Annotated in this window: 18 protein-coding genes and 1 pseudogene; 6 read left to right on the top strand and 13 right to left on the bottom strand. The window is 72.5% G+C overall.

Going from position 1 to position 19883, the window contains the following annotated elements; all coding sequences use genetic code 11:
- Nucleotides 1–505: pseudogene (locus VIB11_RS11520) on the top strand (HNH endonuclease signature motif containing protein); the annotation flags it as partial.
- 151 nt (nt 506–656) lie between these two features.
- Here the strand turns inward: VIB11_RS11520 and purD are convergent.
- A complete protein-coding gene (gene purD, locus VIB11_RS11525) occupies nt 657–1940 on the bottom strand; it encodes a phosphoribosylamine--glycine ligase (RefSeq protein ID WP_332031370.1) in 1284 nt (427 codons plus the stop codon).
- A 277-nt stretch (nt 1941–2217) separates the two neighbouring features.
- On the opposite strand from purD, the gene VIB11_RS11530 reads away from it, so the two are divergent.
- Nucleotides 2218–3369 (top strand): helix-turn-helix transcriptional regulator, encoded by a 1152-nt coding sequence (locus tag VIB11_RS11530; protein ID WP_332031371.1) that lies wholly within the window; start codon nt 2218–2220, stop codon nt 3367–3369.
- A gap of 139 nt (nt 3370–3508) precedes the next feature.
- Complete coding sequence (locus tag VIB11_RS11535) at nt 3509–5713, top strand: HelD family protein (protein WP_332031372.1); 2205 nt, start codon at nt 3509–3511, stop codon at nt 5711–5713.
- On the opposite strand, the gene VIB11_RS11540 is transcribed toward VIB11_RS11535, so the two are convergent.
- On the bottom strand, nt 5688–7262 hold the full coding sequence (locus VIB11_RS11540) for an AMP-binding protein (RefSeq protein WP_332031373.1): 1575 nt from the start codon (nt 7260–7262) through the stop codon (nt 5688–5690). The two genes, VIB11_RS11535 and VIB11_RS11540, sit on opposite strands and share 26 nt — an antisense overlap.
- Nucleotides 7263–7430: 168 nt before the next feature.
- Between VIB11_RS11540 and VIB11_RS11545 the strand changes: the two genes are divergently transcribed.
- Nucleotides 7431–8618, top strand: a complete 1188-nt coding sequence (locus tag VIB11_RS11545; RefSeq protein ID WP_332031374.1) for an acetyl-CoA acetyltransferase — start codon at nt 7431–7433, stop codon at nt 8616–8618.
- Nucleotides 8619–8630: 12 nt separating this feature from the next.
- On the opposite strand, the gene VIB11_RS11550 is transcribed toward VIB11_RS11545, so the two are convergent.
- The 7 genes from VIB11_RS11550 to VIB11_RS11580 form a co-directional block, all read right to left on the bottom strand.
- Nucleotides 8631–9167 (bottom strand): DUF402 domain-containing protein, encoded by a 537-nt coding sequence (locus tag VIB11_RS11550; RefSeq protein ID WP_332031375.1) that lies wholly within the window; start codon nt 9165–9167, stop codon nt 8631–8633.
- 4 nt (nt 9168–9171) lie between these two features.
- Nucleotides 9172–10473, bottom strand: a complete 1302-nt coding sequence (locus tag VIB11_RS11555) for an adenylosuccinate synthase (protein WP_332031376.1) — start codon at nt 10471–10473, stop codon at nt 9172–9174.
- Between the two features lie 134 nt (nt 10474–10607).
- On the bottom strand, nt 10608–11429 hold the full coding sequence (locus VIB11_RS11560) for a helix-turn-helix transcriptional regulator (protein WP_332031377.1): 822 nt from the start codon (nt 11427–11429) through the stop codon (nt 10608–10610).
- Nucleotides 11430–11699: 270 nt separating this feature from the next.
- The gene (locus tag VIB11_RS11565) at nt 11700–12107 is read right to left on the bottom strand and encodes a DUF3151 domain-containing protein (RefSeq protein WP_332031378.1); all 408 of its coding nucleotides are present in this window, start codon (nt 12105–12107) and stop codon (nt 11700–11702) included.
- A gap of 11 nt (nt 12108–12118) precedes the next feature.
- Nucleotides 12119–13150: a class II fructose-bisphosphate aldolase gene (gene fbaA, locus VIB11_RS11570; RefSeq protein WP_332031379.1), complete on the bottom strand. Its 1032-nt coding sequence runs from the start codon at nt 13148–13150 to the stop codon at nt 12119–12121.
- 200 nt (nt 13151–13350) lie between these two features.
- Nucleotides 13351–14166: a GNAT family N-acetyltransferase gene (locus VIB11_RS11575; RefSeq protein WP_332031380.1), complete on the bottom strand. Its 816-nt coding sequence runs from the start codon at nt 14164–14166 to the stop codon at nt 13351–13353.
- A gap of 39 nt (nt 14167–14205) precedes the next feature.
- Nucleotides 14206–14880, bottom strand: coding sequence for a TrmH family RNA methyltransferase (locus tag VIB11_RS11580; protein ID WP_332031381.1), 675 nt, complete (start codon nt 14878–14880; stop codon nt 14206–14208).
- On the opposite strand from VIB11_RS11580, the gene VIB11_RS11585 reads away from it, so the two are divergent.
- On the top strand, nt 14879–15433 hold the full coding sequence (locus VIB11_RS11585; protein WP_332031382.1) for a DinB family protein: 555 nt from the start codon (nt 14879–14881) through the stop codon (nt 15431–15433). The genes VIB11_RS11580 and VIB11_RS11585 overlap by 2 nt on opposite strands.
- Nucleotides 15434–15522: 89 nt before the next feature.
- A complete protein-coding gene (locus VIB11_RS11590) occupies nt 15523–16200 on the top strand; it encodes a DedA family protein (protein ID WP_332031387.1) in 678 nt (225 codons plus the stop codon).
- On the opposite strand, the gene VIB11_RS11595 is transcribed toward VIB11_RS11590, so the two are convergent.
- From VIB11_RS11595 to VIB11_RS11610, 4 genes are read right to left on the bottom strand one after another with little or no spacing between them, the layout of a single operon-like run.
- Entirely contained in the window at nt 16201–16836 is a 636-nt protein-coding gene (locus VIB11_RS11595; RefSeq protein WP_332031383.1) for a response regulator transcription factor, read from the bottom strand.
- The gene (locus VIB11_RS11600) at nt 16833–18056 is read right to left on the bottom strand and encodes a sensor histidine kinase (RefSeq protein ID WP_332031384.1); all 1224 of its coding nucleotides are present in this window, start codon (nt 18054–18056) and stop codon (nt 16833–16835) included. The genes VIB11_RS11595 and VIB11_RS11600 overlap by 4 nt, the downstream gene beginning before the upstream one ends.
- 7 nt (nt 18057–18063) lie before the next feature.
- Nucleotides 18064–18861: an ABC transporter permease gene (locus tag VIB11_RS11605; protein WP_332031385.1), complete on the bottom strand. Its 798-nt coding sequence runs from the start codon at nt 18859–18861 to the stop codon at nt 18064–18066.
- A complete protein-coding gene (locus VIB11_RS11610; RefSeq protein ID WP_332031386.1) occupies nt 18858–19799 on the bottom strand; it encodes an ABC transporter ATP-binding protein in 942 nt (313 codons plus the stop codon). The genes VIB11_RS11605 and VIB11_RS11610 overlap by 4 nt, the downstream gene beginning before the upstream one ends.
- Nucleotides 19800–19883 lie beyond the last annotated feature (84 nt).

Consider the following 19883-nt stretch of genomic DNA (forward strand, 5'->3'; position numbering starts at 1 on the left):
GACCACCCTGGTGGTCACCATGAGCTTCGAGGACCTCAAGGACCGCCTCGGGGCGGGCACCACCCTCGGCGGGCTCGACGCCGGCACCCACCTCCCCCCCGAGACGATCCGCCGGCTCTGCTGCGACGGGTCCGTGATCCCCGTCGTCCTCGGCTCCAACGGTGAGGTCCTCGACCAGGGGCGGGAGCAGCGGTGCTTCACCGACGCCCAGACCAAGAGGCTCTGGCTGCGCGACGACGGCTGCACCTACCCCGGCTGCGACGCCCCACCGACCTGGACCGACGCCCACCACCTCGTGCACTGGGCCGACCTCGGCCCCTCCGACCTGCACAACGCCGCGCTGCTGTGCGAGCGGCGCCACCCCACCGTCCACACCAGGCGCTACGCCGGGAGGGTCGTCACGGACGGGCACGGGGAACGGGTTGAGTGGGACCTGGTCCGCGGCTCCTACGACGACCTCCTCGCCCGCCGGGCCGCCTGCGACACCGAGACCGAACCAGCGTGACCCCGCCCCACACCCCGCCAAGCACCGGCGGGGTCACAGGGCTGTCCCCGGAGGCTCCGACGGTCTCGGGCTGGGGGTGCGCCGCCCATCGACGAGGTGGGCGACGCGTGGGCGGCAGCGCGGCATCCGGCGGCCGACGAGCGGCGCGGCGTCAGCCGACGTGCAGCTCCTGCCGCTCCGCTGCGAGGGCGATGTCGCTGCGGTGGTGCGAGCCCTCGAGGCCGACCTTGTCGACCGCCTCGTAGACCCGCTCGCGGGCCTGCGACAGGCTGTCGCCGAGCGCCACGACCGACAGCACCCGCCCGCCCGCGGAGACGAGTGTGCCGTCGTCGTCGCGCGCGGTGCCGGCGTGCATGACGTAGGCCGTGGGCACGTCAGCCACGTCGTCGAGCCCGGTGATCGGGTCCCCCGTGCGCGGCGTGCCGGGGTAGTTGTGCGACGCGATGACGACCGTCACCGCGTGCTGGTCCGACCACCGCAGCGGCCCGACCTGGCCGAGCCGGCCGGTCGCCGCAGCGGCCAGCAGGCCACCGAGCGGGGTCTCGAGGCGCGCCAGCACGACCTGGGTCTCGGGGTCGCCGAAGCGGGCGTTGAACTCGATGACCCTCGGGCCACGCGAGGTGAGTGCGAGACCGACGAACAGGACTCCGACGAAGGGTGCTCCGCGCCGGGCCATCTCGTCGACCGCGGGCTGGGCGATCCGCGACACGACCTCGTCAGCCAGGGACGCCGGGGCCCAGTCCAGCGGCGAGTAGGCGCCCATGCCACCGGTGTTGGGTCCCTCGTCGTTGTCGCCCACTCGCTTGAAGTCCTGCGCTGGGGCGAGGGGCAGGACGGTCGTGCCGTCGCAGAGGCAGAAGAGGGAGACCTCGGGACCCTCGAGGTACTCCTCGATCACGACTCGCCCGCCCTCCTTCTCCAGGCACGCGCGGGCGTGGTCGATGGCGGCGTTGCGGTCGTTCGTGACGACGACGCCCTTGCCGGCCGCGAGCCCGTCGTCCTTGACGACGTGGGGGGCACCGAGCGCGTCGAGGGCCTCCTGCACCCCCTCGAGGGTGGTGCAGACGTGGGCCAGCGCGGTGGGCACCTCGGCCGCGGCCATGACCTCCTTGGCGAAGCTCTTGCTGCCCTCGAGGCGTGCCGCCTCGGCGGAGGGGCCGAAACAGGGGATGCCTGCCTCGCGAACGGCGTCGGCCGCCCCCGCGACGAGAGGCGCCTCCGGGCCGATGACCACGAGGTCGACCTCGCGGGCGCGGGCCAGAGCGGCGATCCCGCCACCGTCGAGCAGGCCGCCGGGGAGCGGCTCGCAGAGGGCGACGGCGTCGATGCCGGGGTTTCCCGGGGCGGCGATCACCGCGTCGACCTCCGGGTCGGCCGCGAGGGCCCTGACGATGGCGTGCTCGCGGGCGCCTGTCCCGATGACCAGAACCTTCACGGGCCCTAGCGTAGAGAACCGCGCACACATAAGTGCGCGGCGTCCCGGGGAGGCAGGGGGGACATCTCCCGGGGACGCCGCGCATCCGACGTGCGGTCGCCTGGCGGGGGAACCTGCAACTCAGCACGTGGGTCGACGGGGTCGACTAGGACCACTGTGGCAAACGGAGCGGGCCAGGTAAAGCCCTAAAGTGGCGGACTTATGTCATTGACGGATTCTCGCCATGGCCCGACCATGGGAGCCACCCCCAGCGGGTACGAGCGGGACGGCGGACGACATGAGCACCACGGGCAGCAGCAGGACCACCCCGGAGCCTGATCCGGCGGACCGACACCCCGGCACCCCGGACGGCCACGGCAGCCCCGGCAGCCCGGACGACCCCGGCAGCCCGGACGACCCCGGCAGCGCGGACGGCCTTGGCAGGCCCGGGTCCGGCACCCAGTTCGCGGGCTGGACCGGCTACCCCGACGACGAGCTCGAGGCTGCGGTCACGCGGGTGTACCTCGCCGTGCTGCAGCATCCCCAGCCGTCCAGGTCCCTGCTCGTGGCCCACGGCATCCGCGAGGACCTGGTGGACGCGAGCCTGCACATCCTGGCCGGTCGGGGACTGCTGCGCCTCCGCCAAGGGGGGCACCTCGAGGTGCTGCCGCCGGACATCGCGCTGCCCGCCCTCGCGGCCAACCTGGAGCGTCAGGCGAGGGCGACCCGATCGGCGGCCCACGAGCTCGCCCAGGTCTTCTTCCAGGCCCGCGCGCAGACGAGCCAGCCGGAGACCGGGGCCCTGCGGGTGCTGCAGTCGCTGGACGAGCTCGCGGCCGCGACCGCAGACATCATCAGCTCCGCCTCGGAGAGGGTCCGGTCCTTCAGGTCGCTGTCACCGCGCACCCGTGAGCTGTTCGCGGCTCCGCTGCACAGCCACTCAGCGCCCAGCACCGGCGCCGCCGGTGTCCTGCTGGAGATGGTGACGACCTACGACAGCTCGGTGCTGGGCATCGACGGCGCGCTGCAGGTCCTCGAGGCGCGCGAGCGCGGGGGCGAGCGCTTCAGGTTCGCCGCGGGCATCCCGTTCTCGGCGGTCATCGTCGACGAGTCCGCCGCGGTCGTCGACACCACCCAGTACGACGACAGCCGGAGCGCGTCCGTGCTCGTCCGGTCCCGGCCGATGGTCCGCGCACTGGCCGCGCTGGCCGACCTGTTCTGGGACCTCGGCTCACCCCTGTCCCGGACCAGCAGCGCGCGCACGGCCGAGTCGCGGGACCAGACGATTCTCGCCCTCCTGGCCACGGGGGCCCCCGACGCGACCATCGCACGCCAGACGGGCGTCTCCCAGCGCACGGTCGAGCGCCGGGTCCGGGCCCTGATGGACCAGCTCGGGGCGGGCACCCGGTTCCAGGCGGGGGTCCAGGCCGCTCGGCGCGGGCTCATCTGACCCCCGCACGGCGCACGGCACCCTCAGCACGTGCCCCTGCACGGGTTCGCCCCCGGACGAGGCTAGACTCGTGCGCTCGCACCACGAGCCGAAGAGCGAGAGACGAGTGACCGGTCCGGACCACGCCCATGCAGAGGGGATGACTGCAGAGGTGGCGAGGGAGATCGCCATCGAGCAGGCCCACGTCGACCGTGTCTACGCCGAGCTGGCGAAGGCAGCCGTCCGCGCGGGTCTCGTCGAGGCGGACGGGCTCGCCCGGGGGCGCACCGACCGCACTGGCGATGTCCGTGACGAGGAGCTGACCGGGCTGTTCGAGCGCGATGCCCTCGTCTTCAACGCGGCCCGTCGGCGCACCACCCTGGAGAGCCAGTTCGAGGGCTTGGTCTTCGGGCGGCTCGACCTCGACCACGCGGGCGGGGACGCGCGCCCCAGCGACCGGGAGATCCGCTACATCGGCCGGCTCGGCGTGCGCGACGACGACTACGAGCCACTGGTCATCGACTGGCGGGCGCCGGCCGCCGCCGCGTTCTACCGCGCCACGCCGGTCGAGCCGATGGGTGTCATCCGCCGGAGGGTCCTGCGCTGCAAGGGGTCCGACGTCATCGGCGTCGAGGACGACCTGATGGTGCCCGAGGCGCCGGACGACCTCGTGGTGGTCGGCGACGGCGCCCTGCTCGCCGCACTGACCCGCAGCCGCGGGACGCAGATGCGCGACATCGTCGCCACCATCCAGCGGCACCAGGACGAGGCGATCCGGGCGCAGGCCAGGGGCGTCACCGAGATCACCGGCGGTCCGGGCACCGGCAAGACCGTGGTCGCCCTGCACCGGGCGGCCTATCTGCTGTACTCCGACCGCCGCCGCTTCGAGTCCGGCGGCATCCTCGTCGTCGGTCCCTCCGCCGCCTACACGGCCTACATCGAGCGGGTGCTGCCCTCGCTGGGCGAGGAGTCGGTGACCATGCGCTCGCTCGGCGACGTCGTCGACGGCACCACCGCGGTGCGCCTCGACCCGCCGGCGGCCGCCGCCCTCAAGGGCTCCCTGCGCATCCGCCGCGTGCTCGCGCGGGCCGCCCGGGACCGCGTGCCCGGCGCCCCGAACCAGTTCCGCGCGTTCGTGGCGGGTCGCGCCATCCGGCTCGACGCCCCGGTCCTGGACCGGATCCGGGCGCAGGTGCTGCGCAACCACCAGCGCAACCTCGCCCGCCAGGCCGTCGCCGCCGCCCTGGCCGAGGCTGCCTGGGCGACCCATCGCGAGGGCGAGCGCGCCGACTTCATCGAGCAGTTCGAGGACCACCTCGAGGTCGAGGCCTTCCTGCGCGAGTGGTGGCCGCAGATCGACCCCCGCGACGTCCTGCTGTGGATGACCGACGAGGAGCGCGTCCGCCACTACGGCCAGGGCGTGCTGGCGCCCGGAGAGGCGGCGCTGCTGGCGTCCTCGCTCATGGCGGCGGTCGAGACCGGCGAGTGGTCGGTGGCCGACGTGGCCCTCATCGACGACCTCGTGGGGCGCCTCGGCACGGTGCAGGAGGAGGCGCCCGAGGAGCGCGGCTTCTACGAGATCGAGGAGCTCGAGGACCTCAGCCAGTACGGCGTCACCGAGGTCCGCGCCAGCCGCCAGGCCGCCGGTCCGGCGTCGGCCGCAGAGCGCCGCACCGCACCCGTCGACCCGCGCGAGCGGCTGCTGCACGGCCAGGTCGGGGGCCCGCAGGAGTACGCCCACGTCCTGGTCGACGAGGCCCAGGACCTCTCCCCCATGCAGTGGCGGATGCTGGGCCGACGCGGCCGCTACTCCTCGTGGACCGTGGTCGGGGACGCCGCCCAGGCCTCCTGGCCGGACGCCCGTGAGGCTGCCCTGGCCCGTGGCGAGGCGTTCGGGTCCCAGGAGCGGCGGCTGTTCCACATGGACACGAACTACCGCAACGCGCGCGAGATCTTCGACTACGCCGCGACGGTCGTGCGAGCCGCCGTGCCGGACGCCGACATCCCGCAGGCGGTGCGGGAGACCGGCGTCGACCCGGTCGAGCTGAGTGCCGCACCCGACAGCCTGCTGGAGACGGCCCGGGAGGCCACGGAGCGCCTGCTCGACGAGGTCGAGGGCTCGATCGCGGTCGTCACGCCGGCTGCCCATGCCGCACGCCTGGCCCCCCTCGCCGGCCTGGGGGCCGGGCGGGTCCAGGTCATCGACCCCATGTCCACCAAGGGCCTCGAGTACGACGCCACGGTGATCGTGGACCCGGACGAGATCACCGCGGAGTCCCCCGGCGGCGTCCGCGTGCTCTACGTCGCGCTGACCCGGGCCGCGCACCGCATGTGCGTCATCAAGACGGGCTCGGCCGCGGCGTAGGACCGACCACGCGGTCCCACGTGGACCCGGTCACACCGCGGCTGCGCAGCTCCTGCTTGCGCACCTTGGCGGTCGGTGTCTTGGGCAGCGCGTCGACGAGCTCGATGTACCTCGGCTGGGCGAAGCGGGGCAGCACGCTGTCGGCGTGTGCCGCGACTCCCGCGGCGTCGAGGCCGCTGCCGGGCTGCACGACGACGGACAGCATGACCTCGTCCTCCGTGCCCTCCTCTCCCGCGGGCACGGCATACGCGGCCACCTCGGCGACGCCTGGCAGCCGGGCGACGGCACTCTCCACCTCGAAGGAGGAGATGTTCTCCCCGCGCCGGCGGATGCAGTCCTTGGTGCGGTCGACGAAGGTGACCCAGCCGTCCTCGTCCATCACCCCGGAGTCGCCGGTGTGGAACCAGAACGATCGCCACGCCTCCACCGTCTTCTCCGGGAGGCCGACGTAGCCCGCCATGAACCCGAACGGCACCCGCGGGCGCACCATGATCTCGCCGACCGCGCCCCGCGGAAGGAGCTCGTCGGTGTCGGGGTCGCGCACCTCCACCTCGAACCACCGGTCCAGGACGAGCCCGGCGGTCCCCGGGCGCGACACCCCGAGCCTGCCGTAGAGCGGGATGTTGACCTCGGTCATGCCGTAGGCCGAGACCACCTCCCGGACGCCGAAGCGCTCACGCCAGGCACGCTCGTGCGCCGGTGGGTTGGGCACCGGGCAGACGACACGCAGCGAGTGGTCGCGGTCGCGCGGGGTCTCCGGCTGGGCGATGACGAACTGCGTCATGGCACCGAGCAGGTTGGTCACGGTGCAGCGGTGCTCGCGCACGTCCGCGAGCCAGGCGCTGGCGCTGAACCGGCCGCGCAGCACGGCCGAGGCCCCGGCGATGAGCGTGGCACCGAGCTGCATGAACAGGCCGTTGGCGTGGAAGAGCGGCATCGTCACGTAGTACCGGTCGGTCTCGGACAGGCCCAGCCCCTCGATGCTGCCGAGGCCGAACAGGAAGCAGTGGGCGTGCGGCATGAGCACGCCCTTCGACGGCCCGGTCGTCCCGGACGTGTACATGACGCACGCGGTGTCACGCGGGGTCGGCAGCGGCCCGTCGTGCTCGGGCGCCTGCTCCCAGCCGTCGAGGCCCACCGTGGCCATCCCCGGCACGTCGTCGGCCACCTCGGCGACGGCCTCGGCCGGGCTGCCCGCGGCCACGACGGCCCGGGCGCCGCTGTCGCGGAGCTGGTGGGCCAGGAAGTCGCCGGTCAGCGCCGTGTTGACCGGCACGATGACGGCGCCCAGCCGGCCGATGCCCAGCCAGAGCCGGACGAAGTCGAGGCCGTTCGGCAGCAGCACGGCGACCGCGTCGCCGGGCCGGACCCCACGGGCGGAGAGGTGGGTGGCGACCTGGCGCGCCTCCCGCGCCGCAGCGGCATACGTCAGCGACCCCTCACCGACGACGGTGAGGAAGGTCTGGTCGCCGCGCACCCCCGCCTGCGCCTCGAGGGTCCCTGGCAGGGACCAGGTGCTGTGGTCGTGCTCGCGGAGGTCTGGGTGCACGCGGCCACCCAACCACGGCCACAGCCAGGTATGCCGTGTGCGCCGGGGACACATCGCCGGCCGATCGGCGTGCGTGGGGCCCATGGCGGCCGCCTGCCCCGCGGCTAGCCTCGGTAGCCGACGACAGCCCACGACAGCTGGCGATGCGGCGAGCGAGAGGTGCGGGACATGGGAGTACGGGAGACCTTCGGCACGGACGTGCTGCTGACCGGTTGGGGCCACTCGCCGTTCGGGAAGCTCGTCGACGAGACGCTGGAGTCGCTGGTGGTCTCGGTGGCGAGGGAGGCGATCGAGGGCGCCGGCATCGAGCCGGGTCAGGTCGACGAGATCTACCTCGGTCAGTTCAACTCGGGGATGGTCCCCCTCGGCTTTGCGTCCTCGCTGGCCCTGCAGGTCTCCGACGACCTCGCCGGCCGGCCCGCGACCCGCGTCGAGAACGCCTGCGCCTCCGGCTCGGCCGCCTTCCAGCAGGGCGTCAAGGCGCTGCTCGCCGGCACAGCCCGGACGGTGCTCGTGATCGGCGCGGAGAAGATGACGCACGCCACCCCCGACGTCGTCGGCGCGGCCCTGGTCGGCGCGGACTACGAGCTCGCCGGCACCGCCTCCCGCACCGGCTTCGCCGGCATCTTCGCCGAGGTGGCGAAGCACTACGAGAAGCGCCACGGGGCCGTGTCGGACACCCTCGGCCTCATCGCCGCCAAGAACCACCGCAACGGCGTCCTCAACCCCTACGCCCAGCTCCGCAAGGACCTCGGCGAGGAGTTCTGCCAGACCGTCTCGGACCGGAACCCCGTCGTGGCGGAGCCTCTGCGCCGCACCGACTGCTCCCCCGTCTCGGACGGCGCGGCCGCCGTCGTGCTCTCCACCGCCCCCACCCCCGGTGCCGCAGCGGCCCCGGTGCGGCTGGCCGGCTTCGGGCACGCCAACGACTTCCTGCCGGCAGCGAAGCGCGACCCGCTCGAGTTCGCCGGCAGCGTGGCCGCGTGGCAGCGCGCCCTGGCGATGGCCGGGGCCGGGCTCGACGACCTCGACCTCGCGGAGGTGCACGACTGCTTCACCATCGCCGAGCTGGTGCTCTACGAGGTCATGGGGCTCACGTCCCGCGGCGAGGGCCGCCGGGCGGTCGAGGAGGGCTGGGTGCAGCGCGGGGGCCGGCTCCCGGTGAACCTCTCCGGCGGGCTGAAGGCGAAGGGCCACCCGGTCGGCGCGACCGGCGTCTCGCAGCACGTGCTGGCTGCGATGCAGCTCTCCGGCACCGCGGGTGAGATGCAGCTGCCGGGGGCCCGGCGGGCGGCGGTGCACAACATGGGTGGCCTCGCCGTCGCCAACTACGTCAGCGTGCTCGAGAGCTGCTGAGCACGCATCGCGTCAGCAGGGCAGCGACCTGAGGAGCGCACGCCACGGCTCTGCCGTCGACATCGCGAAGTGTGCTGCGCCGGAACGGATCTCGTCCACCACTCGGGCGCACTCGCTCTCGGCGGCGAGGACGACCTCCGCGGGGTAGCCGAGAGCGACCCGGTGCTCGGCGAACTCCTCCTCGTCGTCGACGAACCACGACCCGTCGAACAGGCGGATGACGTCGAGGTCGAGGTCGACGGCCGTCGCGACGTTGCCCTCCCAGCGCGGCACCGTCGTGATGTCGACGTAGAGCTCGAACTCCTGCTCCGGGTGCGGCTCGTAGAACATCGCCGTGTGTGCGCGGTCGCGAGGGACGACGAGGACGTTGTCGGTGACGCTCGTGAACGACGCGGGACCGCCGGACCAGGCGTTGCCGACGGGGTCCCCGAGCCAGTCGCCGTGCTCGTCCGCACCGAGGTAGACCAGCTCGGCGCCGTGGTGACGTCGGCCGCCCCACTTGGTGTAGCGGCCGCGGACCGGCGTTCCCGGCGCGAGCCGCGGCCGCACGTGCTCAGCCGCCGAGCAGGGAGTGGCGGCTGATGATCTCGTCGCGGCCGGGGCCGACGCCGACCGCCGACACCCGGGCGCCGATGAGCTCCTCGAGCCGCAGGACGTAGGCCTGCGCGGCGGCCGGCAGCTCCTCGAACTTCCGGCAGCCCGAGATGTCCTCCCACCACCCGTCGAGCTCCTCGTAGATCGGCGTGGCGTGGTGGAAGTCCGTCTGGTTGACGGGCATGTCGTCGTGCCGGACGCCGTCGACGTCGTAGGCGACGCAGACCGGGATCTTCTCCAGGCCGGTGAGGACGTCGAGCTTGGTGATGACGAAGTCGGTGACACCGTTGATGCGGGTCGCGTAGCGGCCGACGACGGTGTCGACCCAGCCGCAGCGGCGTGGCCGGCCGGTGGTCGTGCCGTACTCCGCACCGGTCTTGCGCAGGAACTCGCCATGGTCGTCGTGCAGCTCGGTCGGGAACGGACCCTCGCCCACGCGGGTGGAGTACGCCTTGAGGATCGCGATGACGCGCTCGACCCGGGTCGGGGGGATGCCGGAGCCGGTGCAGGCGCCGCCGGCGGTGGCGTTGGACGACGTCACGAACGGGTAGGTGCCGTGGTCGACGTCGAGCAGCGTCGCCTGCCCGGCCTCGAGGAGCACGTTCCTGCCCTCGTCGAGAGCGCGCTCGAGGACGAGGGAGGTGTCAGCGACCATGGGCCTGAGCCGCTCGGCGTACCCGAGCAGCTCCTCGAGCACCTCGTCGACCTCCACGGCACGGCGGTTGTAGATCTTGGCCAGCACCTGGTTCTTGAACTCGAGCGCCGCCTCGACCTTCTGCCGCAGGATCTTCTCGTCGAAGAGGTCCTGGACGCGGATGCCGGTCCGGGACATCTTGTCGGCGTACGTCGGCCCGATGCCGCGGCCGGTGGTCCCGATCTTCCGGGAGCCGAGGAAGCGCTCGGTGACCTTGTCGAGCACCCGGTTGTAGGGGGCGATGATGTGCGCGCTGGCGCTGACGAGCAGCCGCGAGGTGTCGACGCCACGGGCCTCGAGGCCGTCGATCTCCTCGAACAGCACGGCGAGGTCGATGACGACGCCGTTCCCGATGACCGGGATGCACGTCGGCGTCAGGATGCCGGAGGGCAGGAGGTGGAGCGCGTACTTCTCGCGCTGGCCGTCCTTCTCGATGACGATGGTGTGGCCGGCGTTGTTGCCCCCGTTGAACTTCACGACGTAGTCGACGTCGCTGCCCATCAGGTCGGTCGCCTTGCCCTTGCCCTCGTCGCCCCACTGGGCGCCGACCAGCACGATCGCCGGCATACGGTGCACCTTCTCCTGTGTGTCGTCTTGCGTCGTCTGCGGTCACAGCGCGGGCCCCAGTCGTGCGTGTGCACGGGGGCCCGTGCCTAGGAAGGCTACCGGTCCGGCTCGGGGCCCCCAAGCCAGCAGCGGCGTCAGCGCACCCCGCGGGAGGAGCTCACGAGGCCGCGCGTCCCGGCTGCGGCACCGAGCTGGAACCGCGTCTCGACGCCGTAGCGCACCATCAGGGCGGCGATCCGGCGACGCACGGTGCGCAGGCTGCAGCCGAGGTAGCGACCGATCGCCTCGTCCTTCAACCCGGCACTGAGCAGGCGCAGCAGCTCGAGGTCGGCGTCGACGTCGTCACCCCCGGCGGGCACCGGCAACGCATGGTCGAAGATCCGCTCGAACAGGTGGATGAAGGCCTGCACCAGCATGGGCTCCTGGATCAGGACGTAGTTCGAGCTCGCGTCGCCCCAGTCCGCGACCGCCATGACCGCTGCCTCGCCGAAGACGGCGAAGTCGGTGGGCGGGTCGACCCAGATCCGCTGGACCTCCCCGGCCTTGGCCCAGGCCTCGATCCACGGCCGGCTGCCCAGGTCGTCATAGGCGCTCATGGGGTAGATCGCACGCTGCACCATGCCCGCGGCGATCCGCGACCGCGCCTGCTCGATGATCGCCGGGTCGAGCCCAGGGCCGGCATCCAGGCTCACCACGCAGTGGCGCAGCGGGCCGGTGGTGCTCTCGATCAGCCGCTGGATCAGCGCCGGTGCGAGGTCGGCCGCAACGGGCTCCCAGGCGGGAAGTCCTCCCGCGCCGGCCGAGCGCTCGCTCTGCCGGGCCAGCTGCAGCAGCGCGGTGCCGATCTCGGCCAGCTCGAGCTTGCGGCGGTCGGCCCGCTCGACCTCGCGTTCCAGCACGCGCTGCAGCGTCTCGAGCGGGTCGTCCAGCATCGACCGTGCCTCGTCGTCACCCATCCCGATCTCCCCCGATCCGAGAACACGTTCTGACATGTTATGGCCATTGGCCGCTTCTGGACAGCATTTGTCGGTCCTGCCATGCATGATGGTGTCCGTCGCAGCGGATGTCGGCAGGGGACGATCGCGCGGCGACACGAGTGGCGCTCCGGCGCTCGCTCCACGCAGGGGGCGAAGCCGGGGGACGGGATCATCACAGGTCCCGTTCCCCGGCTTCACTCCTGTCCGGCGCGGCGCGCCATGCCGAGCGGCCGGCCGGGCGCCACGCCGCTACATCCCGAGGGCTGCTGCCGCCTCCGTGGAGGAGTCCCGCAGGAACTGCCGGCAGCGCTGCTCCTCCTCGGTCTCGCCGATCTCGCCGGCCGCCCGGGCCAGCGCGGCGAGGGCGCGCAGGAAGCCGCGGTTGGGCTCGTGCGACCACGGCACCGGGCCCTGGCCGCGCCAGCCCGAGCGGCGCAGGGCGTCCAGGCCGCGGTGGTAGCCGGTACGGGCATAGGCGTAGCCCTCGATCGTCCGGCCGTCCTCGAGCGCGTCCTCCGCGAGGGTGGCCCAGGCCAACGACGACGTCGGGTATGCCGCGGCCACCTGGTCCGCGGCAACGCCCTGTTCCAGTCGGGTGGCGGCCGGGTCCACCGGCAGGTGGGTGGGCGGGATGCCGAGCAGGTTCTCCGAGGTCACTGGCGCCGGACCTACTTCCCGGACGTGCCGGCGCTGCGGAGGTTCTCGCAGGCCTCGACGACGCGCCGGGCCATCGCCGACTCGGCCTCCTTGCCCCAGGCGCGGGGGTCGTACTGCTTCTTGTTGCCGACCTCGCCGTCGACCTTCAGGACGCCGTCGTAGTGCTTGAACATGTAGTCGGCGACCGGGCGGGTGAAGGCGTACTGCGTGTCGGTGTCGATGTTCATCTTCACGACGCCGAAGTCGACGGCCGCGCCGATCTCCTCCGCCGTCGAGCCGGAACCGCCGTGGAAGACCAGGTCGAACGGGCGCTCGCCCTCGCCGAGGCCCTTGGCCTTCACGACCGCCTCCTGGGCGAGCTTGAGGATCTCGGGCCGGAGCTTGACGTTGCCGGGCTTGTAGACGCCGTGCACGTTTCCGAAGGTCAGGGCCGTCATGTAGCGGCCGTTCTCACCGAGCCCGAGCGCCTCGACGGTGGCGATGGCGTCCTCGGGCGTGGAGTAGAGCTTCTCGTCGATCGCGCCGACAACGCCGTCCTCCTCACCGCCGACGACGCCGACCTCGATCTCGAGGATCACGTTCGCGGCCTTGCAGGCGTCGAGGAGCTCGCGGGCGATCTGGAGGTTCTCGTCGAGCGGCACGGCCGATCCGTCCCACATGTGCGACTGGAACCACGGCGTGCCAACGGACTTCACGCGCTCGGTCGAGGCCGCGAGCAGCGGCCGGACGAAGCCGTCGAGCTTGTCCTTGGGGCAGTGGTCGGTGTGCAGGGCGATGTTGACGTCGTAGTTCCTGGCGACCTCGTGCGCGAAGGCGGCGAACGCGATCGAGCCGGTGACCATGTCCTTGACGGTGGGACCGCTGAGGTAGTCGGCGCCGCCGGTGGAGACCTGGATGATGCCGTCGCTACCGGCCTCAGCGAAGCCGCGGATCGCCGCGTTGAGGGTCTGGCTGGAGGTGACGTTGATCGCCGGGTACGCGAAGGAGCCCTTCTTCGCGCGGTCGATCATGTCGGCATACACCTCGGGGGTGGCAATGGGCATGGCTCTCTCTCCTTTGAGGTCGGCAGGTGCGTCGGCGCTGCGTCGGTGCCGATCTTTCCACGACCCCGACCCGCGTGCGCAGGCCCTTCTCATCCCGCGGCCTCCCGCGACCGACCCGGGCCGGGCGGCCGGTCAGCGTCATGCCAGGGCCCTGTGAGGGCCTGTGAGGGCCAGTGAGGGCCAGTGAGGGTCAGGTCAGGTCACGTGGTGCCCGGGCCCACCGGGTCGTAGACGTAGGGCGTCGTGGTCGACACCTGGTGCAGCCCGGCGCGCTCGAGGATCGGCCTCGAGTGCGGCGAGGCGTCCACGCGCAGGTAGGAGTACCCCGCGTCGAGGGCCAGCCTCGCCCGGTGCGAGACGGTCGCCCGGTACAGACCGCGGCGGCGCCACTCCGGGTGCGTCGCGCCGCCCCACAGGCCGCCGAAGCCGCTGCCCTCGACCAGCCGCAGCCAGGAGGCGCACAGGACCGGGCCGCCGGGCGACTCCTCGACCAGACAGCCCTTCACGAGGTCGGGCCGCGCGCGCATCTCGTCACCGAACCGCAGCGTGATCCAGCGGGTGCCCGGCCAGACCAGGTCGTGCAGGTCGGCGATGCGCTCGAGGTCCCGCTCGAGGCGGGGACCCGACTCGACCGCGCGCACGGTGACGCCCGCCGGCAGGTCGACGTCGACGGCGACCACCTCGGCGTCACCGAGGATGAGTGCCTCCAGCTCCTCCGGCACGAAACCCGCTGCCGCGAGCCGCTCCCCCAGGTCGGCCGGGTCGTCGTACCCGTACGTCTTCCACTCCACGCGCTGCTTCCGCTCAAGGAAGAAGTCGCGCTGACGGGCGATCACGGCATCCGGGTCGGCGCCGAGACCCTCCGGGGTCTCGATCATCGCGCCGGGCGTCGTGGGGTCGGCCGGGTAGTTGCGGTGCACCAGGCCGTCGCGCTCGACGACGTTGCCCTCCTCGGCGTCGCGGTCGCGCAGGCGGATCTGCTGGTGGAAGGCGTCGAGCAGCTCGTCGGGGGTCACGCCGCCATCCAAGCGGGCACACGGTCGCGGTGCCAGCGTTCAGCCTCCGGGCGGAGCGGGGCGCTGCCCGAAGACGTGCTGCCGGACCCAGGCGTGCATCGCGATCGCGGCTGCCGCACCGGCGTTGATGGAGCGGGTGGAGCCGAACTGCTCGATGTGCAGCACGGCGGCACAGGCGTCGCGCATCGGCTCGGACAGTCCGGGCCCCTCCTGACCGAAGACGAGCACGCACTCGCGCGGCAGGTCGTACGTCTCCAGCGGCACCGAGCCGGGCAGGTTGTCGATGCCGATGAGCGGCATGCCGCGACCGTCGGCTCCCGCGGCGGCCGCCCAGGCGACCAGGTCCGCCACGTCGGGATGGTGGTGCTCGTGCTGGTAGCGGTCGGTGACCATGGCGCCGCGACGGTTCCACCGCCGCCTGCCGACGATGTGGAAGGCCGTGGCGTTGAAGGCGTTCGCGGTGCGGATCACCGACCCGATGTTGAAGTCGTGGCCCCAGTTCTCCACCGCGACGTGGAAGTCGTGGCGGTGGGTGTCGAGGTCGGCGACGATCGCCTCGAGCGCCCAGTACCGGTAGCGGTCGACGACGTTGCGGCTGTCACCGTTGCGCAGCAGGTCCGGGTCGTAGTGGGCACCCTCCGGCCACGGGCCCTGCCACGGGCCGACGCCCACCCGGTTGTCCTCGTCCGTCACGCCCACCACGATGGCAGGCATGCCCGAGACGACACGACAGCGCCCCGACAGGTGGGTCGACCCCGAGGACGACCCGCGCCGGCCCGACGAGAACGTCCCGAAGGACGAGCGCGGCACCTACGTCGACTACCTCCGCCACTACCGCCTCACCCTCGAGCTCAAGTGCGACGGGCTGACACCGGAGCAGCTGGCGACGCGGTCGGTCCCGCCCTCGACCATGTCCCTGCTGGGCATGGTGCGGCACCTGGCGGAGGTGGAGCGGTCCTGGTTCCGCCGCGTGCTGTCCCAGGAGGACGCGCCGCGGTTGTGGGGTCCCCGCGGCTCGGACGCCGACTGGGACGACGCCGTCGCGGAGCAGTCCGCGGTCGACGCGGCCTGGGCTGCCTGGCGGGAGGAGGTGGCGTTCGCCGAGCAGTGGGTGCGCGACAACCCCGACATGGCGCTGGAGGTCAACCACCACGGGGACACCGTCAGCGTCCGCGACGTCCTGGTGCACATGATCGAGGAGTACGCCCGGCACTGTGGGCACGCCGACCTGCTCCGCGAGCGCATCGACGGGCGCACCGGCCAGTAGCGGCGCCACGACGAGAACCACGCAGCCCGCACCGCGACACGGCGTGGATTCGGGCGCAGGCGTGCCGGCGGCATACCCTGTCCGGCGTGATGCCTTCCCTTGGACCCGACTGGATGGACCCCCAGTGGCTGCTCGAGCGCTTCGGCGGGCAGTTCTTCTGGGTGAGCGCGGCGATCGTGTTCGTCGAGTGCGGGCTGCTCTTCCCGATCCTGCCGGGCGACTCCCTGCTTTTCGCGGTCGGCCTGTTCATCGCGGAGGGCTCAATCCAGGTCAACATCGTGCTCGCCTGCGCGATCCTCACCGCGGCGGCCTTCCTCGGCAACGTCGCCGGCTACGAGATCGGCCGGGCGATCGGTGCTCCGCTCTACGAGCGCGAGGGGCGGTTCCTCAAGAAGCACTACTTCGACGACACCCACGCGTTCTTCGAGAAGCACGGTGCCAAGGCCCTCATCCTGGGCCGTTTCGTGCCCATCGTGCGGACCTTCATCACCGTCGTCGCAGGCGTGAGCCGGATGGACCGTCGCCACTTCTTCATGTGGAGCGGTGTCGGGGCGCTGCTGTGGGCCACCGGCGTCACCCTGGTCGGCTACTTCCTCGGTCAGGCCTTCCCGGTGCTCAAGGAGCACCTCGAGCTCGCCATCCTCGCCATCGTCTTCGTCTCGGTCGTCCCCATGGTCGTCGAGTTCCTGCGCGCCAGGAGCGCCGGGCGCACGGCCATCGAGGAGGCCGAGGAGGTGCTCGAGGACATCATCGAGCACCGCAGCTGATCAGCCCGAGAGGTCCAGCAGCCCCAGGCGGTATGCCGCGGTGACCGCCGCCGTGCGGTCGGTCACCTGGAGTTTCTCGAAGGCCCTGAGCAGGTGGGTCTTCACGGTCGCCTCGCCGATGAACAGCTCCCGGCCGATCTCGGCGTTCGACAGGCCGCGCGCGACGCACCCGAGGACCTCGAGCTCCCGGGAGGTCAGCACGGGCGTGGCGGGGGCCTGCCGCAGCCGGCTCGCCAGGCGCGCCACGACCGGCGGCGCCAGCACGGTCTCCCCGGCCGCCGCCCTGCGGATCGCGTCGACCAGGGTGGGGACCGGGGCGTCCTTGAGCAGGTACCCGGTCGCTCCCGCCTCCACCGCCCGCACGATGTCGGCATCGGTGTCGTAGGTCGTCAGCACGAGCACGGCCGGGGCCTGCGGCGCCGAGCGCAGCTGCGCCGTCGCCTCCGCGCCGTCCATCCCGGGCATGCGCAGGTCCATGAGCACGACGTCAGGGCGGTGCTCGGCCGCCAGCACGACGGCCTGCGCCCCGTCCGAGGCCTCCGCGACGACCTCGAGGTCGTCCTGCTCCGAGAGCATGGCCACCAGCCCGTGGCGCACCACTGGGTGGTCGTCGACGACGAGCAGCCGCAGCGTCATGCCGGCACCTCCACCCGCACCGTCGTGCCCTCACCTGCGGTGCTCACCACCTCGAACCGTCCCTCGACCTCGGCCGCCCGGGCCGTCGCGCCGTCCAGCCCGTAGCCACGGTGGGAGGCCTGCGGGTCGAACCCGGCACCGTCGTCGCTGACCTCGAGAACGGCGCCGCCCTCGGCGGAATACGTCAGGGTCACCGTGAACGAGGACGCGCCCGAGTGCCTCCGCACGTTGGCGAGTGCCTCCTGAGCGGTGCGGAGCAGCACCACCTCGGAGTTGGCCGCGAGCGCGACCGGGTCGCCCACCACGTGCAGCCGCCCGGTCATGCCGCTCTCGGCGGCGACGGCGTCGACGAGGCGCTGCAGGGCCTCCGACAGCGTGCGGGACTGCAGGTGCCCCGGCGTGAGCTCGGCGACGATGAGTCGGGCCTCGGAGAGGTTCGCCGCCGCGGTCGCCTCGATGAGCGCGAGCCGCTCCGAGGCTGTCTGCAGGTCGCCTCGGGTCAGCGCCGCCTCGGTGGCCCGGGCCAGGGCCACCACCGAGGTGAAGCCCTGGGCGAGGGTGTCGTGGATCTCACGGGAGAGCCGCTCGCGCTCGGTCAGCACCCCTCGCTCCCGTTCCGCCGCCGCGAGCTGGGCCTGGGTCTTGCGCAGCTCGTCGATGACCCGGGCCCGGCTGTCGGCCTCGCGGACGATCCGGTCGATGAAGAGCCCGAGCACCAGTGACAGCGCCAGCATGATGACCGAGCTGATGAGGATGCCGGCCACGGACTCCCCCGTGACGGAGGTCTGCCAGATGCGGACGACGGCGAACGCGACCACGGCGACGATGACGAACGGCACCGCCCGACGTCGCTCGAGGATCGCCCAGGTCTGCGGGAAGAGGGCGAAGGTGAGGATCCACGGGTCACCATCGGCGTCCAGGAACAGCAGCACGAGGAACAGCGCCCATGCCACCGTGAGGTACAGCAGGCCCGCTCGCACGTCCATGGCACCGAACCCGCGCCGGCCCCACACGGCATACGCCACCGCCATGCCGGCCAGGCAGGCCAGCTGGAGCCAGAGGTGCGGTCCCCGGGTCACGAGCATCAGGGCCGCGCTCACCCCGAGGAGCGCGCCGAAGAGCGTGTGCCACCAGACGAGCTGGCGGCGCCACATCTCGTCGAGCTGGCCCGAGGAGCTCTGCGGCGACGGGTCGCAGTCGCGGTCGGTCACGGCGCCCACGGGTCCATCATGTCGTGCCGCGCTTGAACCACGAGAAGGTGCGGGCGCAGACCACCGCGCCGACGAGCAGCCAGGCGGTCAGGACGACCGCGGTCAGCCCGTGCTCCCACGACCCGGCGACCTCGGCGCCCTCCATGCCGGCGGGGTAGAAGACCGAGCGCATGCCCTGGGCCACCCACTTGAGGGGGAAGACCGCCGCCACCTGCTGCAGCCAGGGCGGGATGTCGCCGTAGGCGAAGTAGACCCCGGAGATGAACTGCAGGACGATCACCGGGCCGATCACCAGGGCCCCGGCCGACCGGGCGGTGGCGAGCGAGGAGTAGGCGGTCCCCAGCACGGTGCCGGAGGAGACGCCGAGCACGAAGACCCACGCGAAGGTCAGCCACGCCGAGGCCGACGTCGGCAGCTCGACCCCGAAGACCAGTGCGGCCACCGCCAGCAGCAGGGCGAACTGGCTGAGCGAGGTGGCCGCGACGAGGCCGACCTTGCCGAGGAAGTAGCCGGCCGGGGGCATCGGGGTGCTGCGCAGCCGCTTGAGCGTCCCGTCGTCGCGCTCCATGGCGACGCTGAGCGCGAGCGTCTGGAAGCTGGTGAGCATGACGCCACCGGCGACCATGCCGGGGAGGAAGAACTGCCCCGCGCTGATCGGGCTGCCGCCCTCCGCGAAGCTGTCACCGAAGACGGTGGAGAACAGCGAGAGCATCATCACCGGGAAGAGGAAGGAGAAGATCACCGCCTCCTTCTCCCGGAAGTACATCTTCAGCTCGAGGACCGTGCGGTCCGCGGCGATCACGGCCAGGCTCATCGGAGGGCTCCCTCGGGGTGGTGGTGGGCGGGAGTGGCGGCGTGCGCCTCGGCGGGCTCGACGTGGGGCTGGCCGTCGAGGTGCGCGAGCTCGTCGGTGAACGGGGCGATGAGGCGCAGGTAGGTCTCCTCCAGCGTGGGCCGGGAGACCACCAGCTCGGGCACCTCCCCGCCGAGGCGCGTCGCGAGCGCGGCCACCTCGGCGGTGGGCCGGGCGGTGCGCACCGAGCGGGTCCGGCCGTCCTCGAGCCAGCTCACGGTGGCCTCCTGCTGGGCCCGGCCGCCGAGCCGGGCGGGGGTGTCGACCGTGAGCATCCGGCCGCCGGCGATGATGCCGACCCGGTCGGCGAGGTGCTCGGCCTCGTCGAGGTAGTGCGTCGTCAGCAGGATGGTGGTGCCGTGGTCCTGGGCGAGCGAGGCGATGAGCTCCCAGAAGGCGCGGCGGGCGCGGGGGTCGAAGCCGGTGGTCGGCTCGTCGAGGAACAGCAGCTCGGGCCGGCCGACGATGCCGAGCGCGACGTCGAGGCGGCGCCGCTGCCCGCCGGAGAGCTGGGCGGTGCGCGTGTCGCGCTTCTCGGTCAGGCCCACCGCCTCGATGACCTCGTCGACGTCGCGCGCGTCACGGTAGACCTTGGCGGTGCTCGCGACGATCTCGCGCACGGTGAGCAGGTCGAGCCCCTGCGAGCTCTGCAGCACGATGCCCAGGCGCTGGCGCCACTCGAGGCCGGCGGTCTGCGGGTCCTCCCCCAGCACCCGCACGTCTCCGCGGTCGCGGCGGCGGAAGCCCTCGAGGATCTCGACCGAGGTGGTCTTGCCGGCGCCGTTGGGCCCGAGGAGGGCGAAGACCTCGCCCCGCTCGATCCGCAGGTCGACGCCGTCGACCGCCGGGCGGCCGGCGTACTCCTTCGTGAGGCCCGTGACCTCGATCGGTGAGCTCATGTCCCAAGGCTCCCAGCCGCCGCCCGCGCGCGAGCAGCATCGACCGGATGAACCGGCGTCCACCGAACGGTGGACGCCGGCTGG

The organism is Pedococcus sp., from assembly GCF_036554925.1.
Taxonomy (GTDB): domain Bacteria; phylum Actinomycetota; class Actinomycetes; order Actinomycetales; family Dermatophilaceae; genus Pedococcus_A.

Excerpts from the sequence above, each read along its gene's own strand:
- VIB11_RS11530 (WP_332031371.1), top strand. The coding sequence starts at position 2,218 with ATGAGCACCACGGGCAGCAGCAGGACCACCCCGGAGCCTGATCCGGCG.
- VIB11_RS11535 (WP_332031372.1), top strand. The coding sequence starts at position 3,509 with ATGACTGCAGAGGTGGCGAGGGAGATCGCCATCGAGCAGGCCCACGTC.
- VIB11_RS11545 (WP_332031374.1), top strand. The coding sequence starts at position 7,431 with ATGGGAGTACGGGAGACCTTCGGCACGGACGTGCTGCTGACCGGTTGG.
- VIB11_RS11555 (WP_332031376.1), bottom strand. The coding sequence starts at position 10,473 with ATGCCGGCGATCGTGCTGGTCGGCGCCCAGTGGGGCGACGAGGGCAAG.
- VIB11_RS11560 (WP_332031377.1), bottom strand. The coding sequence starts at position 11,429 with ATGGGTGACGACGAGGCACGGTCGATGCTGGACGACCCGCTCGAGACG.
- fbaA (WP_332031379.1), bottom strand. The coding sequence starts at position 13,150 with ATGCCCATTGCCACCCCCGAGGTGTATGCCGACATGATCGACCGCGCG.
- VIB11_RS11585 (WP_332031382.1), top strand. The coding sequence starts at position 14,879 with ATGCCCGAGACGACACGACAGCGCCCCGACAGGTGGGTCGACCCCGAG.
- VIB11_RS11580 (WP_332031381.1), bottom strand. The coding sequence starts at position 14,880 with ATGCCTGCCATCGTGGTGGGCGTGACGGACGAGGACAACCGGGTGGGC.
- VIB11_RS11590 (WP_332031387.1), top strand. The coding sequence starts at position 15,523 with ATGCCTTCCCTTGGACCCGACTGGATGGACCCCCAGTGGCTGCTCGAG.
- VIB11_RS11595 (WP_332031383.1), bottom strand. The coding sequence starts at position 16,836 with ATGACGCTGCGGCTGCTCGTCGTCGACGACCACCCAGTGGTGCGCCAC.
- VIB11_RS11605 (WP_332031385.1), bottom strand. The coding sequence starts at position 18,861 with ATGAGCCTGGCCGTGATCGCCGCGGACCGCACGGTCCTCGAGCTGAAG.
- VIB11_RS11610 (WP_332031386.1), bottom strand. The coding sequence starts at position 19,799 with ATGAGCTCACCGATCGAGGTCACGGGCCTCACGAAGGAGTACGCCGGC.